This window comes from Thioclava sp. F42-5 (genome assembly GCF_002213195.1).
Taxonomy (GTDB): domain Bacteria; phylum Pseudomonadota; class Alphaproteobacteria; order Rhodobacterales; family Rhodobacteraceae; genus Thioclava; species Thioclava nitratireducens.
Genome location: NZ_NBNZ01000005.1, coordinates 158,396 through 173,719 on the forward strand (window position 1 = coordinate 158,396; position 15,324 = coordinate 173,719).

At 64.1% G+C, this 15,324-nt stretch carries 15 protein-coding genes; 10 read left to right on the forward strand and 5 right to left on the reverse strand.

The features are described from left to right. Positions 1-89 precede the first annotated feature (89 nt). Positions 90-1,112, forward strand: a complete 1,023-nt coding sequence (locus tag B6V74_RS14225) for an LLM class flavin-dependent oxidoreductase (RefSeq protein WP_088723167.1) — start codon at positions 90-92, stop codon at positions 1,110-1,112. Here B6V74_RS14225 and zapE read toward each other — a convergent pair. Continuing rightward, positions 1,109-2,200, reverse strand: a complete 1,092-nt coding sequence (zapE, locus tag B6V74_RS14230) for a cell division protein ZapE (RefSeq protein ID WP_088723245.1) — start codon at positions 2,198-2,200, stop codon at positions 1,109-1,111. The two genes, B6V74_RS14225 and zapE, sit on opposite strands and share 4 nt — an antisense overlap. 77 nt (positions 2,201-2,277) lie before the next feature. Here zapE and B6V74_RS14235 point away from each other — a divergent pair, with 77 nt between their 5' ends. From B6V74_RS14235 to lpxK, 4 genes are all read left to right on the forward strand, one after another. Beyond that, the gene (locus B6V74_RS14235; RefSeq protein ID WP_088723168.1) at positions 2,278-3,099 is read left to right on the forward strand and encodes a sugar phosphate isomerase/epimerase family protein; all 822 of its coding nucleotides are present in this window, start codon (positions 2,278-2,280) and stop codon (positions 3,097-3,099) included. Between the two features lie 87 nt (positions 3,100-3,186). Continuing rightward, positions 3,187-3,444: a DUF4170 domain-containing protein gene (locus B6V74_RS14240; protein ID WP_075775244.1), complete on the forward strand. Its 258-nt coding sequence runs from the start codon at positions 3,187-3,189 to the stop codon at positions 3,442-3,444. Positions 3,445-3,451: 7 nt separating this feature from the next. Next, positions 3,452-4,690 (forward strand): glycosyltransferase N-terminal domain-containing protein, encoded by a 1,239-nt coding sequence (locus B6V74_RS14245; RefSeq protein WP_075775243.1) that lies wholly within the window; start codon positions 3,452-3,454, stop codon positions 4,688-4,690. Next, positions 4,690-5,679, forward strand: coding sequence for a tetraacyldisaccharide 4'-kinase (lpxK, locus tag B6V74_RS14250; RefSeq protein ID WP_088723169.1), 990 nt, complete (start codon positions 4,690-4,692; stop codon positions 5,677-5,679). The genes B6V74_RS14245 and lpxK overlap by 1 nt, the downstream gene beginning before the upstream one ends. Positions 5,680-5,727: 48 nt before the next feature. Here the strand turns inward: lpxK and B6V74_RS14255 are convergent, their stop codons facing one another. Continuing rightward, complete coding sequence (locus B6V74_RS14255; RefSeq protein ID WP_088723170.1) at positions 5,728-6,405, reverse strand: DsbA family protein; 678 nt, start codon at positions 6,403-6,405, stop codon at positions 5,728-5,730. Beyond that, on the reverse strand, positions 6,406-6,954 hold the full coding sequence (locus tag B6V74_RS14260) for a DUF721 domain-containing protein (RefSeq protein ID WP_075775240.1): 549 nt from the start codon (positions 6,952-6,954) through the stop codon (positions 6,406-6,408). Between the two features lie 83 nt (positions 6,955-7,037). Between B6V74_RS14260 and mutY the strand changes: the two genes are divergently transcribed. Next, a complete protein-coding gene (gene mutY / locus B6V74_RS14265) occupies positions 7,038-8,090 on the forward strand; it encodes an A/G-specific adenine glycosylase (protein WP_088723171.1) in 1,053 nt (350 codons plus the stop codon). Between the two features lie 58 nt (positions 8,091-8,148). Continuing rightward, complete coding sequence (locus tag B6V74_RS14270) at positions 8,149-9,291, forward strand: alkane 1-monooxygenase (RefSeq protein ID WP_088723172.1); 1,143 nt, start codon at positions 8,149-8,151, stop codon at positions 9,289-9,291. A 66-nt stretch (positions 9,292-9,357) separates the two neighbouring features. Here B6V74_RS14270 and B6V74_RS14275 read toward each other — a convergent pair whose 3' ends face one another. Continuing rightward, positions 9,358-9,993, reverse strand: coding sequence for an alpha-ketoglutarate-dependent dioxygenase AlkB (locus B6V74_RS14275; protein ID WP_075775237.1), 636 nt, complete (start codon positions 9,991-9,993; stop codon positions 9,358-9,360). A 182-nt stretch (positions 9,994-10,175) separates the two neighbouring features. Between B6V74_RS14275 and dnaK the strand changes: the two genes are divergently transcribed. From dnaK to radC, 3 genes are all read left to right on the forward strand, one after another. Then, positions 10,176-12,092, forward strand: coding sequence for a molecular chaperone DnaK (gene dnaK / locus B6V74_RS14280; protein ID WP_088719886.1), 1,917 nt, complete (start codon positions 10,176-10,178; stop codon positions 12,090-12,092). A 74-nt stretch (positions 12,093-12,166) separates the two neighbouring features. After that, positions 12,167-13,330 (forward strand): molecular chaperone DnaJ, encoded by a 1,164-nt coding sequence (gene dnaJ, locus B6V74_RS14285; RefSeq protein ID WP_075775235.1) that lies wholly within the window; start codon positions 12,167-12,169, stop codon positions 13,328-13,330. Between the two features lie 95 nt (positions 13,331-13,425). Further along, the gene (gene radC, locus B6V74_RS14290) at positions 13,426-14,187 is read left to right on the forward strand and encodes a DNA repair protein RadC (RefSeq protein WP_088723246.1); all 762 of its coding nucleotides are present in this window, start codon (positions 13,426-13,428) and stop codon (positions 14,185-14,187) included. On the opposite strand, the gene B6V74_RS14295 is transcribed toward radC, so the two are convergent. Next, positions 14,178-15,167 carry a hypothetical protein gene (locus tag B6V74_RS14295; RefSeq protein ID WP_088723173.1) on the reverse strand — a complete coding sequence of 330 codons (990 nt, stop codon included), beginning with the start codon at positions 15,165-15,167 and terminating at the stop codon, positions 14,178-14,180. The genes radC and B6V74_RS14295 overlap by 10 nt on opposite strands. Between the last annotated feature and the right edge of the window lie 157 nt (positions 15,168-15,324).

The following is a 15,324-nucleotide window of genomic DNA, read 5'->3' on the forward strand; positions in this document are numbered from 1 at the left end:
TGCGGCCTTGCACGAGCTCTGTGCGAGTATGCCGGTGGCTCACCTGCGCCCGCGCCCCTATCTTCGCGTGAACAGGAAAGGAGACCACCATGCAGCTTGAGCTTGGGATCGACACGTTCGGCGATGTGACGCGCGGCGAGGACGGCCTGCTGCGCAGCCATGCCGAGGTGATCCGCGACACGCTGGCCGAAGGCGAGCTCGCCGATCAGGTCGGGCTCGATTACATCGGTCTGGGCGAACATCACCGCCCCGATTTCGCAATCTCCTCGACCGAGCCGATCCTCTCTGCGATCCTCGCGCGCACCGAAAAGATCAAGGCGGGCACCTCCGTGACGGTGCTGTCCTCGGACGATCCGATCCGCGTGTTCCAGCGCTTCGCCACTCTGAACGCGCTGGCGCCGGGGCGGGCCGAGATCACCATCGGGCGCGGCTCCTTTACCGAGAGCTTCCCGCTCTTCGGGCTCGACCTGAACGATTACGAGGCGCTGTTCACCGAGAAGTCGCAGATCCTGCATCTGCTTGCGACGCAGGAGAAGGTCAGCTTCGATGCGCAGATGCGCCCGCCGCTGAAGAACGTCACAGTCTATCCGCGCCCCGAGACGCCGCTGCAGATCTGGCGCGGGGTCGGTGGCTCGCCGCAATCGGTGGTCGAGACCGCCGCGATGCAGATGGATCTGATGCTGGCGATCATCGGCGGGGATTCGACCCGGTTCAAACCGCATGTCGACCTCTATCACCGCGCGCATGAGCAGCTGGGCACCAAGCCCGGCAAGATCGGTGTCCACTCTCCCGGCCATATCGCCGAGACCGACGAGATCGCGCAGGAAGAGTTCTACGAAGGCTACGCGCGGATGCATGACATGATCGGGCGCTCGCGCGGTTGGCCGCCATTCCGGCGCGAGGCCTACCTGTCGGAGATCGAGCATGGCTCGCTCTACGTCGGCAGCCCGGAAACCGTGGCGCGCAAGATCGCGCGGACGGTGAAAGCCTTGGGTCTGTCGCGATTCACGCTGAAATACAGCGGCGGGCCGCAGAACCCCGCGCATCTGCGCAAGACGATCGAGCTTTACGGCACCAAGGTGCGCCCGCTTCTGGCGGAGATGCTGGCTTAAGCCTCCGCCGCCCAGCCGTCTGCCTGCATCTCGCGCAGGCGGCTGGCGGTGCGCTCGAATTCGAACGTGCCTTCGCCTTCGACGTAAAGCCGCTCGGGCTCGTCCGCGGCCGAACAGATCAGCCGGACCTTGGCCTCGTAGAGCGCGTCGATCAGCGTGACGAAGCGCTTCGCCTCGTTGAAGTTGGAGGCCGAGAGCAGCGGGATATCATCGAGCAACAGCACCTTCACCGCATCCGCGATGGCGAGGTAATCCGCAGGACCCAGCGGCTGCGCGCAGAGATCCCAGAAGCTCGCACGACCGACCCCGTTGTGGAAATGCGGGATTTCGACCGTGCGTCCCTTCACCGGGATATCGAGCTTGCCGTGATGATCGCCCCCGGTCAGCTCGTCCCAAAGCGCATCCATCTTCGCGCGCGCCTCGCGGCCCGCCGGTGTGAAATAGACCTGCTGCCCGGCCAGACGGTTCTGACGATAGTCGTTTTCGGAGGCCAACTCGTAGACGTCGAGCTTCTCGCGGATCAGCCCGATGAAGGGCAGGAATAGCTGCCGGTTGAGTCCGTTCTTGTAGAGGTCCTCGGGCACGCGGTTCGAGGTGGTAACGATAGTCACGCCACGCTCGAACAGAGCCTCGAACAGACGCCCCACGATCATCGCGTCGGCGATATCGGTGATCTGCATCTCGTCGAAGCACAGCAGCCGCAGCGAGCCCGCCACCGCTTCGGCCACGGGGCGCATCGCATCCACGGTATTGGCGCGGCGCGCATCGTCGAGCTTGCCTTGGACTTCCTGCATGAAGGCGTGGAAATGCACCCGGCGTTTCGGCACGTCGGTCTGGCCGAAGAACAGGTCCATCAGCATGGATTTCCCGCGCCCGACACCGCCCCAGATATAGAGGCCGCGCACGCCTTCGACCGGCTTGATCTTGCGCTTGAAGAAGCCGCGTTTCACCGGCTCGGCGGCGGGGGCATTTTCCAGCGCGCGGCGCACGCGCTCCAGTTCGGGCAGGATGGCGCGTTGGGCGGGATCGGGGTTGAGGTCCCCGTTCTCCACCATGGACTCGTAAAACTCGGGCAGGCTGCGTTTCATGACGTTCCGATATAGCGCGCTCACGGGATTGAAAAGCCCCGCGGCTTGCGCGAGCATCCGATCCGGAGGAGGACCCCATGGCCAAGGAATTACCGCTGCTCGGCGCTGCGCTGAGCCTCGATATGCTCGCGCATCATCGCGACTGGATCGTCGCCGATCAGCGCGATCTGGAATTGCAGAGCTTCTGCTGGCCGAACGCGACGGATGCGGACCTGCGCAAGATGGTGGCACGCGCGAAAGACCTGCTCGACGGCTATACCGGACGGCTGGGGCTGCATGGGCCGTTCACCTCCTTCAACATCGACTGCGCCGACCCGGAGATCATCGAGATCATTCGCGACCGGATGCTGCGTGTGCTGGAGATCACGGCGGAACTGGGCGGCGATCAGATGGTGATTCACTCGCCCTACACCCTCTGGAAGGAGGCCGATCTGGAGCAGAACCCCGCGAACGCGTTCATTCAGGTCGAACGCGTGCGCTATGTCCTCACCCCGGTGATCGAAAGGGCAGAGGAACTGGGCGTGACGCTGGTCATCGAGAATTGCGAGGACATCACGCCGAACCTTCGCGTCGAACTGGCCGCGAAGATGAAGAGCGAAGCGGTGAAGGTTTCGCTCGATACGGGCCATGCGCAGTTCATGCATCGCCGCTGCGGCGCGCCGCCGGTCGATGTGTTCGTCCATGCGGCGGGCGCGGCGCTGGAGCATGTCCACCTGCAGGATATCGACGGCTATGGCGACCGCCACTGGCACCCGGGCGAGGGCACGATCGCGTGGCATTCGGTGTTCAAGGCGCTTGGCAAGCTGCCCAAGATGCCTCGCCTGATCCTCGAAGTGAATGACGAGATTGGGGTGAGAAAAGGCGCGGAATATCTGGAGTCTCTGGGACTGGCGCGGTAACGGCTACGTGCGGCCCCGGCCCTCTCCTTGTGAAGGGTGAGGGCAAAGCGTAATCTCTGCGCCGCAGAAAAGCCGACAGGAGTTCACATGGCCAAAAAGACCCCGCAACGTCTTCACCTCGTCTTCGGCGGCGAGCTGGTGACCCCGAGCCGCACCGAATTCAAGAATGTCGACGATATCCATATCGTCGGGATGTATCCGAACTACGCTTCCGCCTATGCCGCGTGGAAGGCCGAGGCGCAGCGTACCGTCGACGACGCCCACACCCGCTACTTCATCGCGCACCTGCATCGCCTGCGCGACGAAGAGCTCGAGGTTTCGACCACCGAAGAGCTCGGCAGCTAAGGCTGGCATGGCGGGCTCTCTTCCTCTCTGGCTCAGACTGCGGCTCTCGGCCCTGCGTCCTGCGGGACCCAAGGCGAAAGCCGCGGTCGAGGCCGGTCAGGGGGAAGATCGCGCCGACGCCCCGCTACTGTGGATCTGGGCTGCGGGGACATGCGCGGAGGCCGCCGGGCTGGTCGCGCGCAGGGTCGCGGCGCGGATGCCCGATATCCGCATCGCGATGACGGTGCGCGGCTCGGAGAGCGCGCCGGATGGGCTGCCCGATCAGGTTTTCCTGCGCGCCGCCCCCGAGGATCGCCCGGCCTCCGTCCGTCTCGTGCTGGATGCGTGGCGCCCCGATCTCGTGCTCATCATGGACGAAACGCTGCCCGCCGCCCTGATCGCGGAGACGCAAACCCGCGGTATCGCCAGCGTGCTGGCCGACGCGAAATTCGGCGGGCAGGACGGGCTGCGGCTCGACGATGTCTCGCTGGCGCTGCTGGGCCGAATCGACCGCATTTACCTGCGAGACGAGGCGAGCCTAGAACGGGTGGACGACCGATTGAGCGGCCCGGTAATCGTGGTCAATGATGGCGCGCTCGGCGAGCCACCGCAGCCGCTTCACGGGTCCGAGGCCGAGCGCGCCTCGATGGCCGAGTCGATGGGCGCGCGTCCGGTCTGGCTGGCCGCAGCCGTGCCCGAGGCCGAAGTCGGCCCGGTGACGGCGGCGCATCGCTACGCTCAGCGCCACGCGCATCGGCTGCTGCTTCTGCTCGTGCCGGATGATGAATCCCAAGGCGAAACCCTTGCCGCGCAACTGACCGCCGAGGGCTGGTCGGTCGCGCGCCGCTCTCTCGAGGGCGAGCCGGAACTGACGACCGAGATTTTCATCGCGGACGACGCGCAGGAATACGGGCTGTGGTATCGGCTCGCCGCGCTTAGCTACATGGGCGGCACTTTGTCGGGGACCGCACAGTCGCCGCGCTCACCGGTCGAGGCGGCGGCACTTGGCTCGGCGATCCTGCATGGCCCGAAACTTGCGCCTTTCCGCGAGGATTACCTGCGGCTCGAGGCCGCGAAAGCCTGTCGCGGCGTCGTGGTGCCGGAGGATCTGCCCGAAGTGGTGGCCGACCTGATCGCGCCCGAACGCTCCGCCCAACTCGCCCATAACGCCTGGGCCGTGACGTCTGGCGGGGCCGGTGCGGTGGAGACCATCGCCCGCGATCTTGCCGAGATCCTGTCGGGTACTCAGCCCGCAAGGGTGGCGTGATGGGCGCGCCCGGTTTCTGGTTCAACGCCCCCGATGCGCCAGGCCTGCGGGCGCGGCTGCTGTCTCCGCTTGGGGCAATCTACGCAGCGATGACGAAGCGGCGCGTGGCGCAGCCGGGTCTGAGGCTCGACGTGCCGGTGATCTCGGTCGGCAATATCAACGCGGGCGGGACGGGCAAGACGCCGACGGTGATCTGGCTGGTGCAGCGGCTGGCGGCACGCGGTGTGACGGCGCATGTAGTCACACGCGGCTATGGCGGATCGCTCGAAGGGCCGGTGCGGGTCGACGAGCGCAGCCACCGCGCCGAAGAGACCGGGGACGAGCCGTTGCTGCTTTCCGCCTTCGCACCGGTCTGGGTCGCGCGAGACCGCGCTGCCGGGGCGAGCGCCGCGGTCGCCGCCGGGGCACAGGTGATCGTTCTGGACGACGCCCATCAGAACCCCACGCTGGAGAAAGACCTCTCCATCGTGGTGGTCGACGCCCATAAGGGTTTCGGCAACGGGCGGTGTCTGCCCGCCGGACCGCTGCGCGAACCGATCGAGGCTGGGATGGCCCGCGCGGACTTCCTGCTGTCTATCGGACCGGAGACCGCACAGGCCGATTTCACGAATTTCTGGGGTTCCAGAATTTCTAAACCGCACCTGACGGGCCAACTCGCGCCGCTGCAGACGGGCATGGATTGGGAAGGGCTTCCCGTCCTCGCCTTCGCGGGCATCGGCCATCCCGAGAAATTCTTCGCCACGCTGCGCGGTCTCGGGGCTAACCTGCTGCGCGGCGAGGCGCTGGAAGATCACCAGCCTTTCACGACGCGCCTCTTGCAGCGGATCGAGACGGAGGCCGACATGCTCGGCGCGCAGATGGTCACGACCGAGAAGGATGCGGTGCGCCTGCCCGACAGCTTCCGTCCGAAGGTTCTCGCGCTGCCCGTGCGGCTTGCGATCGACAACTCCGCAGAGCTCGACGCCGCGCTCGACCAACTCGGGATATGAGAAAGGCCGGCCCCGCGGGACCGGCCTTCGCTTGATCTGTACAAAAGCTCAGTTGGCTTGCTTCGCCAGCTCGCCGTCGAGAATCTTCTTGAAGTCGTCCCAAGCCATGTTGGAATGCTTCTCGCCATCGATGATGAAGGTCGGCGTCGCGTCGATCTTGTCGTCGCCCGCGTTCTTCTGGAAGGTCGCGACCATCTTCTCGGCGCGCTTCTCGTCGTTCATGCAGGCGGTGACCTGATCGTTGCTCAGCCCGGCCTGCAGGCCGATCTTGCGCAGATTGTCCGCGATGGTCTGCGGCTTGCCGTCGCCGATCCACTCCTTCTGCTTGTTATAGATCATGTCCGAGATCGCGTAATATTTCGGGTCGCCGCCGCACTGCGCGATCAGACCCGCCCAGACGCCGAACTTGTCGAAATAGACTTCGCGCTGGATGAACTTCACCTTGCCGGTATCGATGTAGTTCTTCTTCAGTTGCGGATACTCGACCTTGTGCCATTCCGCACAGTGCGGGCAGGTGAAGGAGGCGTATTCGATCACCGTGACCGGCGCATCTTCCTGACCGAGAACCACGTCGGGCAGAGTCTCGACATCTTTGCTCGCCGTGGCTTCCTGCGCTTGCGCCGCAGTGATCAGGCTCGCTTCGCTATGCTGGCTGGCGTACCAGCCGCCCGTAGCGAGGAGGCCCATAACGGCCGCGCCGCCGAGGATCGAAAGAGTTTTGCTCATTTATCTGCCTTTCTTCTGTCCAGCCCGCTCTGCGGACTTCGATAGAACGTTTCTTGCCAGTTCTTCCAGCGCCGATTTCAGACCGGCATCGCTACATTCCGCAACGCGCGCCTTCGCTTCTTCGATGATACGGGGATCGGGCGCCTTGGGTTCAGGTTTCGGTTTCGGTGCGAATTGCGCCTGACCATCGGCAAAGCCGGTCGGCGCCGTCTGCGTCAGCGAGATACGCGAGATCGCGTTATAGCCGTAGCAGGCATTCACCTTGTCACGGATTTGCGGCAGCTGCATCTGCAGCATCGGCGCCGCCGCTCCGGTGGTCAGCAGGGTAAGGGTCGCCCCGAAGCCGCCTTTCGTGTAGCCGATCTTCACCGGGCGGCATTGCGCGGCCGTCTCAGGACCCACGACTTCGGCCCAATGGGTCAGCAGACGCGACACCGCGAAACCCCGCGCTTCGCCCGCGGCTCGGATCCGGTTGCGCAGCAGCCCGCCCGCGGCTTCAAAGCCACGCATCCGCCGATCCGGCGTCTTTTGCGGGTCGCTTTTACTCATTCGGGGCGGTTCCTCTTGATCCATCCCATTCTAGGCAGCACATCGGGCCGGGCCAACCGGTCGGCAAGAGGGGAGCATAAACATTGCGTGACGGTAAAGGGGCAATCGGCGAAACCCTGCTCAACTGGTACGACACCCATGCCCGCGTCATGCCGTGGCGCGTATCGCCTGCGGATCGGGCAGAGGGCGAGCGACCCGACCCCTACCGCGTCTGGCTCTCCGAGGTGATGCTGCAGCAGACCACGGTCGCCGCCGTGCGCGACTATTTCCGCCGCTTCACCGAGCGCTGGCCCGATGTAGGTGAATTGGCGGCGGCCGAAGACGGCGACGTGATGGCAGAATGGGCGGGGCTCGGCTATTACGCCCGCGCCCGCAACCTGCTGAAATGCGCGCGTGTCGTGGCGGATGAGATGGACGGTCGCTTCCCCGAGAGCGCGGCGGAACTGCAAAAGCTGCCCGGCATCGGCCCCTATACCTCCGCAGCCATCGCCGCAATCGCCTATGACGAGCCCGTCGCCGTGGTCGACGGCAATGTGGAGCGCGTGGTTTCGCGCCTCTTCTCCGTCGACACGCCCCTTCCCGGCGCGAAAGCGGAACTGACCGACCTGACCGCGCAGATCACGCCCGATGACCGACCCGGAGATTTCGCTCAGGCGATGATGGATCTGGGCGCGACGATCTGCACGCCGCGCAACCCGGCCTGTGGCATCTGCCCGCTGATCGACAGTTGCACCGCGCGGGCCGCCGGTATTGCCGAGACGCTGCCGCGCAAAGCCCCAAAAAAAGAAAAGCCGACCCGTCGCGGCTTTGCCTATGTGGTGATGAACGCTGAAGGCGACGTGCTGCTGGAACGTCGCCCGGACAAGGGACTTCTGGGCGGCACGCTGGGCTTTCCCGGCTCGGACTGGTCCGACGCGCCGACACCCGCCCCGCCGGTGCAGGCCGACTGGATTCTCTCCCCCGTCGAGGTGCGCCACACCTTCACCCATTTCCATCTGATCCTTCAGGTCCATGTCGCCCGCAAGGAGACCGAGTCCATGACCTCGCGGACAGATTTCCGCCCGGGCGATCTGCCCACCCTGATGCGCAAGGTCTGGGATGCCGCGCAGAGCGCCGATGGGTCGCAAGCTGAATGATTGTATCGGGTTAGCGTTCGGCTAGTATGACCGCGCCCGCATCGCTCACGAGGCCCCGATGTCCAGCCGCGACGAAATCCGCCGCCCCTCGCACGCCCTGCCCTTCTGGCTATCGCTCGGCACCGTGCCGCTGGCGGGGATCGAGGCGTGGGTCGGCGGCTGGACCCTGATCCTGCTGCCCGCCTATGCGTGGTGGCTGACGACGGTGCTCGACCAGCTGCTGGGGCATAACGAGGACCAGCCCGACACGGAAACGCCCGAGGACGACCTGTTCTGGTATCGCGCAATCACGTTGATCTGGTTCCCGATTCAGGCGGCAGTGATCTTCGGCACGATCTGGTGGGTGACGCATACCGATCACCTGAACGGCTTCGAGATCGTCGCCCTGATGTTCGGCGTGGGCGTGATCTCGGGCACGATCGGCATAGTCTACGCGCACGAATTGCTGCACCAGAAGTCCAGGCTGGAACGCTGGCTGGGCGACCTGCTGCTGGCCACAGTCCTTTATTCCCATTTCCGGACCGAGCATCTGCTGGTCCATCACCTCTGGGTCGGCACGCCGCGCGATGCGGTCTCGGCACGCTACAACGAAGGGTTTCACCGCTTCTTCTGGCGGGTGATTTTCGAGTGCCCCCGCTCCGCCTGGAGAGCCGAGAAGCTGAAGCTGCGCCGCGCGGGCCGCCCTGTCTGGCACCGCTCCAACCCGTTCTGGCGCTACGGCGCATTGCAGGTGCTGGCGCTGGTCGTGGCGGCGCTGCTCGGCGGATGGATGGGGCTCGGCCTGTTCCTGCTGCAAGCCCTCTTCGCGGTCTGGCAACTGGAGCTGACCAACTATGTCGAGCATTACGGCCTGACCCGGCAATACAAGGGCGAGGGGCGTTACGAACATGTCCTCCCGCGCCATAGCTGGAACGCCGATCACACGGCCTCGAACTGGCTGCTGATCAACCTGCAGCGCCACTCAGATCACCATTACAAACCCGATCGCCGCTTCCCGCTGCTGCAGACCTACGATGCCGAGGAAGCCCCGCAGCTGCCCTTCGGCTATCCCGGTATGACGGCGCTCGCGATGGTCCCGCCGCTCTGGCGCCGCCGGATGAACCCGCGCGTGCGGGCGTGGCGGCGGAAATACTACCCGGATGTCGAGGACTGGACGCCCTATAACACGGGCATGACGCCGTTGCCGCGCGGCTCTTTCTGACGCGCCCCTTCCTCTTGATGAAAATATCCCCGCCGGAGGCTCCCGCCGGCGCAGCCCGCACAGGCCTCAGGTCACGACGCGCATCGTCAGGTTGATCCGCCCGCCCTTCGGCATCAGCGGCGAGGTGCCGGGCTTCACGCGATCGATTCCATGATAAAGGAGCCGCGCCTCGCCCCCCATCACCATCACGTCACCCGAACGCAGCCAGATGCTTTCGGTCTTTCCGCCGCGGGTACGGTTGCCGATGCGGAACAGCCCGTCATCGCCCAGCGAGACCGAGACGACGGGCTGGTCGAAATCCTGCTCGTCGCGATCCTGATGCATCCCCATCTTCGCACCTTCGCCGTAGAAGTTGATGAGGCAGCATTCGGGGGCGCGACTCGTGCCCGAGACCGCCTCCCAGATATCGAGGATCGGTTGCGGAATCGCGGGCCACGGCTGCCCGTCGGGATGAGTCTCGGAATATCGGTAGCCCCGTCGGTCGGAGATCCAGCCGAAGCGCCCGGCCGAGGTCATGCGCACCGACATCGGCTTGCCGTAAGGGGTCATCGGCGAGAAAAGCGGTGCCTGCGTGACGACGCTACGCAGCGTCTCGATCAGCGCCTTTTGCTCCTCGAGACCGAGCCAGCCGGGGTAATGCCGGAAGCCACGGATCTCCTGCGGGTCGGGGCGAGATATTGCGTGTTTCGGATTTTCTGTCATTTTCTCGCAATCTTCCTCGGGGGAGCCTTCTTGCAGGCCGATTTTCCCCTCCTTATATACGCTTCGAAGCCGATGGCGGACCACACCGCCAGATAGCAGAACATGAAACCGAAACCCAAGGGATAGGGGCCGGGGGCCTGAATGGACCCGTTCCCCGTCATATCGCCAAGAGAGGTAACATCATGGGTAAAGTCATTGGTATCGACCTCGGGACCACGAACTCCTGCGTCGCCATCATGGATGGCGCACAGCCCCGAGTGATCGAAAACTCCGAAGGGGCACGCACCACCCCCTCGATCGTCGCCTATACTGACGACGAACGTCTGGTCGGCCAGCCGGCGAAACGCCAGGCGGTCACCAACCCCTCGAACACCGTCTTCGCCGTGAAGCGCCTGATCGGTCGCCGCACCACGGACGCGGAAGTCGAGAAGGACAAGAAACTCGTTCCCTATTCCATCGTCGACGGCGGCAATGGCGACGCATGGGTCGAAGTGAAGGGCGAGAAATATTCCCCCGCACAGGTTTCGGCCGTGATCCTTCAGAAGATGAAGGAAACCGCCGAGAGCTATCTGGGCGAAGAAGTCACGCAGGCCGTCATCACCGTGCCTGCCTACTTCAACGACGCCCAGCGTCAGGCCACCAAAGACGCTGGCAAGATCGCCGGTCTCGAAGTGCTGCGCATCATCAACGAGCCGACCGCGGCTGCGCTGGCCTATGGCCTCGACAAGAAAGAATCGAAAACCATCGCGGTCTATGACCTCGGCGGCGGTACCTTCGACATCACCATCCTCGAGATCGACGACGGTCTCTTCGAAGTGAAATCGACCAACGGCGATACGTTCCTCGGCGGTGAAGACTTCGACATGCGCATCGTCAACTACCTCGCTGACGAGTTCAAAAAAGAGCATGGCGTTGACCTCACCAAGGACAAGATGGCGCTGCAGCGTCTGAAGGAAGCTGCCGAGAAAGCGAAGATCGAACTGTCGAGCTCGAGCCAGACCGAGATCAACCAGCCCTTCATCTCGATGGGCAAGGACGGCACTCCGCTGCACATGGTCATGAAACTGACCCGTGCGAAGCTGGAGAGCCTCGTGAGCGATCTCATCAAGGCCTCGCTGAAACCCTGCGCCGCCGCGCTGAAGGATGCCGGCGTCTCCAAGGACGAGATCGACGAAGTCGTGCTCGTCGGCGGTATGACCCGTATGCCGAAAGTCGTGCAGGAAGTGACCGGCTTCTTCGGCAAGGAGCCCCATAAGGGCGTGAACCCGGATGAGGTCGTGGCGCTCGGTGCGGCCATTCAGGCCGGCGTTCTGCAAGGTGACGTGAAAGACGTCGTCCTACTCGACGTGACGCCGCTGTCGCTCGGCATCGAGACGCTGGGTGGCGTGTTCACCCGCCTGATCGATCGCAACACGACGATCCCGACGAAGAAGAGCCAGGTGTTCTCCACCGCGGAAGACAACCAGAACGCGGTGACGATCCGGGTCTTCCAGGGTGAGCGCGAGATGGCTGCCGACAACAAGATGCTCGGCATGTTCAACCTCGAGGACATCCCGCCGGCCCCGCGCGGCATGCCGCAGATCGAAGTGACCTTCGACATCGACGCGAACGGTATTGTCTCCGTTTCGGCGAAGGACAAGGGCACCGGCAAGGAGCAGAAGATCACGATCCAGGCGTCCGGCGGCCTGTCTGACGAAGAGATCGAAAAAATGGTTCAGGACGCCGAGGCGAACGCCGACGCGGACAAGTCCCGCAAGGAACTGGTCGAAACCAAGAACCAGGGCGAATCGCTGCTGCACTCGACCCGCAAGTCGCTCGAAGAGCATGGCGACAAGGTCGATGCCTCGACCGTCGAAGCGATCGAACTCGCGGCCAACGCGCTTGAGGAAGCCCTCAAGACCGATGAAGCCGGCAAGATCAAAGGCGCGATCCAGAACCTGACGGATGCGGCGATGAAACTCGGCGAGGCCATCTACAAGGCCGAGCAGGAGAAAGCCGGTCAGGGCGAGAGCTCCAACGACGAAGACAGCCCGCGCGATGTCGATGACGATATCGTCGACGCTGACTTCGAAGATCTGGGCGAGGACGAGCGCAAGTAATTGCGCATGGAATGTCGGGCGGGCCTGCCTTTTCCAAGGGCGGGCCCGCCTGCGTTCCGCCAAGGGGGTAACCAATGGCAAAACGCGACTATTACGACGTTCTGGGAACTGCCAAAGGCGCCTCGGCCGAAGAGATCAAGAAAGCCTATCGCAAGAAGGCGAAAGAGCTTCATCCCGATCGAAATTCCGACAATCCCGATGCCGAGGCCCAGTTCAAGGAAGTGAACGAGGCTTATGACGTCCTCAAGGACGCCGAGAAGAAGGCGGCTTACGACCGGTTCGGTCATGCGGCGTTCGAAGGCGGCATGGGCGGCGGGCGTCCGGGCGGCGGTTATGGCGGCGCGGGCGGTCAGGGCGACTTCGCCTCGGCCTTCTCCGACGTCTTCGAAGACCTGTTCGGCGACTTCATGGGCGGCGGCAGAGGCGGTCCCGGCGGTGGGCGTTCGCGCGCACAGCGAGGCTCCGACCTGCGCTACAATATGCGCGTCACGCTCGAAGAGGCGTATCGCGGCACCCACAAGACGATCAACGTGCCGAGCTCGGCCGCCTGTACGGCGTGTAACGGCTCCGGCGCGGAGGGCGGCTCCGAGCCGCAGACCTGTCCGACCTGTTCGGGTCTGGGCAAGGTGCGCGCGCAGAACGGCTTCTTCACGGTAGAGCGGACCTGCCCGACCTGCGGTGGTCAGGGTCAGGTGGTGAAGAACCCTTGCAAGGTCTGCCATGGCGCAGGCCGCGTGGAGGTCGATCGCCAGCTTCAGGTCAACATCCCTCCGGGGGTCGAGACCGGCACCCGCATCCGTCACGCCGGCGAAGGCGAGGCGGGGCTGCGTGGTGGTCCGTCGGGCGATCTCTACATCTTCATCGAGGTCCAGCCGCACGCGATCTTCGAACGCGAAGGCACCGATCTGCATTGCCGCGTGCCGGTCAGCATGGCGACCGCAGCCCTTGGGGGCGAGGTCGAGGTGCCGACGATAGACGGTGGCCGCAGCCGCGTTAAAATCCCGGCAGGCAGCCAATCGGGCCGCCAGATGCGCCTTCGCGGCAAGGGTATGCCCGCGCTGCGCGGCGGCGGGTCCGGCGACATGTTCATCGAACTGGCCGTCGAAACCCCGGTGAACCTGACCGCACGGCAGAAGGAAATCCTCAAGGAGTTCCAGGGGATCGAAGCCGAGAACAACCCGGAAGGTGCGAGTTTCTTTAAGAAAGTCAAAAGCTTCTGGGATGGCATGACCCAGTGACAGACATAGGAAAGGCGCCTTCGGGCGCCTTTTTTCTTGGTCTGACAGAGGGCGATTAAGGCTTTCTTCAATCCGAATCGTTCATGGTCTGTTTCATGGACCAGACGCCCCATCATATGGAGGAACCTCCGCTGCCGCTGTTTGCCAGCGGGACTGCGGTCCGTCCGCCGCCGCGTGCGTCCAAACGTTCCTATCTGCTCGACCACCGGCACCGGCTGCGCACGCGGTTCATGGAAGGCGGCGCGCGGGCCCTGCCCGATTACGAACTGCTCGAACTGGTGCTGTTTCGCGCCATTCCCCGGCAGGATGTGAAGCCCCTCGCCCGCCGCCTGATCCAGACCTTTGGCGATTTCGGGCGGGTGGTCTCCGCCCCGCCGAACCGGCTGCGACAGGTGACCGGCGTCGGGGAGGCTGTGGTGATCGAGTTGAAGCTGGTCGAGGCGTCAGCACAAAGGCTCGCGCGGTCGAAGGTAATGCATCGCCCCGTGCTCAGTTCGTGGCAGGCGCTTGTCGATTACTGCCACATGGCGATGTCCCATGCCGAGACGGAGCAATTTCGCCTGCTGCTGCTGGATCGGAAAAACGCGCTGATCGCGGATGAAGAACAGGGCCGCGGCACGGTCGATCACGTCCCGGTCTATCCGCGCGAGGTGATGAAGCGTGCGCTGGAGGCAAATGCCTCGGCGCTGATCCTCGTCCATAATCATCCCTCTGGCGATCCCACTCCGTCAGAGGCGGACATCGTCCTGACCCGACAGATCGACGAGGCAGCGAAGCTCTTCGGCATCGTGCTGCATGATCACCTGATCCTCGGCAAGGATTGCGAGATCAGCCTACGCTCGGAGGGTTATTTTTGAGCGGTCAGGCCCTGAGATTCGAACCCGTCAAGCGGCAGAACCACCGTGCCGCCATCGGAGGGGCAAGCGGGCAGATCGAGCGTGATCGGCATCGCGGCAGTCCCCGTGCCATGCATCCGCATCAGACGCCCGCCGACGGATTTACCGCAATCCTCGGGCGAAAAACTCGCCTCCAATTGCAGCCGGAGATCTGTAAGGGTCTTGGGCGCAGTATAGATCTCGATGCGCTTGCCATCGGCGGCGGTGAAGCTTTGCATATACCCGCCCAGCGACGTGTCCGGCGAACGCGGCTTCGTCGCGTCGAGGTGGCCAGCGTCGTCGAACTGCGCGCCGTTCTCATAGGCGTTGAGATGCAAAGGGCTCTCGGCTTTCGTCACCCAGATCGCCCGGTTGATCTTATCAAGGCCGGAGGCTCCGGCTTCCAGCTGCGCGATCATCGCACCGTCAGCAGTGACTTGCAGCGATGTCGTGGGCGCGAGAAGCGGCAGTACCGCCTCGAAAACCCCCGACGCATCCGTTTGCCCCGCGATCGAGAGCGATTCGTCACGGATCGCCAGATTCGTATCGGGATGGCACGGCGCGTTCAGTTCCAGCTTGGTCAAGCCGTCTCCGACTGGGCTCACCGACAGCACCGGGTTGTCGCAATCGGTGGCACCGGTTTTCAGCGGCATCGGTTGCGGCAGAGGCGCGTTGAACTGGTCGCCAGAGGTGCGCACAGTCGCCGGAACGATCCCGACGCCGGGATCGGCCGCAAAATGATAGACCGGAGGATTGCGCAGCACGGTTTTCGAAATCAGCCGGACCTTCGGCTCTTCGCGGGGCGGCGCGGCACGCTTTTCCCAGGTCTCGCTTCCGACCGAGCTGGCGACCAAAGACGCACCGAGTTGCGGACGCGGGCCCACGCTTTGCATCACATGACCAGTCGCGGCGGCGAGCAGGAATGTCGCTCCGATCATGGAAATCTTGCGAATGGTGCGCATCGCCGCCTCGAACTCGGTCTTAGAAAACTGCTTAATTTTTTCCTAATGGCCGAAAGCGGCGAAGCTGGGGCGCGATTGGGGAAATCGTGCACCCATAGCTGGCTTTGGGTGGGGTCACCCTGCCAAGAGAGTCAATGACTCCAACAAGATATGGAAA